Below are 644 nucleotides of genomic sequence, written 5' to 3'. Positions count from 1 at the left end.
TCATAACCACCCGGAAGGGGAGGAAACAGCTTTTCACAGGATGCAGCCATTCCCCTTTGGTGTTGAGCCCACCATCGGTGATCAGGCAGTGAATATGCGGGTGTAGACTGAGATTCCGGCCCCAGGTATGGAGGTTGAGGAGAAAGCCTGTCTCTGCGCCTAGATATTTGCTGTCCTTGAGTAAGGTTTTTAATGTTTCACTGACAGCTCGGAACAGGCAGTCTGTCATGATACCGCTGTTGTAGACCCAGAGGGTGTTAAACTCATGGGGCAGGGTGAAGACCAGATGATGGTGGGAGGTATCCACCAGTTTCTCTTTCTGTGCCCTAAGCCATTGTTCTATGCCCATTTGGTTGCACTGCGGGCAGTTGCGGTGCTTACAGGAGTTGTACCAGATGCCCTGAACATGGCCATCGGGGCATGCCTGGACATGGCCACCCTGAACGGCTGTTCGGCAGGTCATAAAGGCATAGGCGGCCTTTAAATGATCCAGAGGTAAAGGCCTGCATCCAGAATACGAATGGAAGGCTCTGTGGAATATATCCTGTACTGACGTACCCATTCAATTGGCTTGTTATAAAGAGGCCAATTAAATTAGTCCAAAATAATAAGGCTGCTATCTCCAAGCTAAGCTTGGGTCGTAC

General features: G+C 50.2%; 1 protein-coding gene. It reads right to left on the bottom strand.

The window, feature by feature from the left end; genetic code table 11:
- A partial coding sequence (locus ACY2RQ_RS19675; protein ID WP_490114714.1) for an IS91 family transposase occupies nt 1-562 on the bottom strand: 562 nt, incomplete at its 3' end.
- Between the last annotated feature and the right edge of the window lie 82 nt (nt 563-644).

It is taken from the genome of Parendozoicomonas sp. 209JJ7-1 (assembly GCF_058147085.1).
This window is presented reverse-complemented; position numbering and strand designations above follow the sequence as displayed.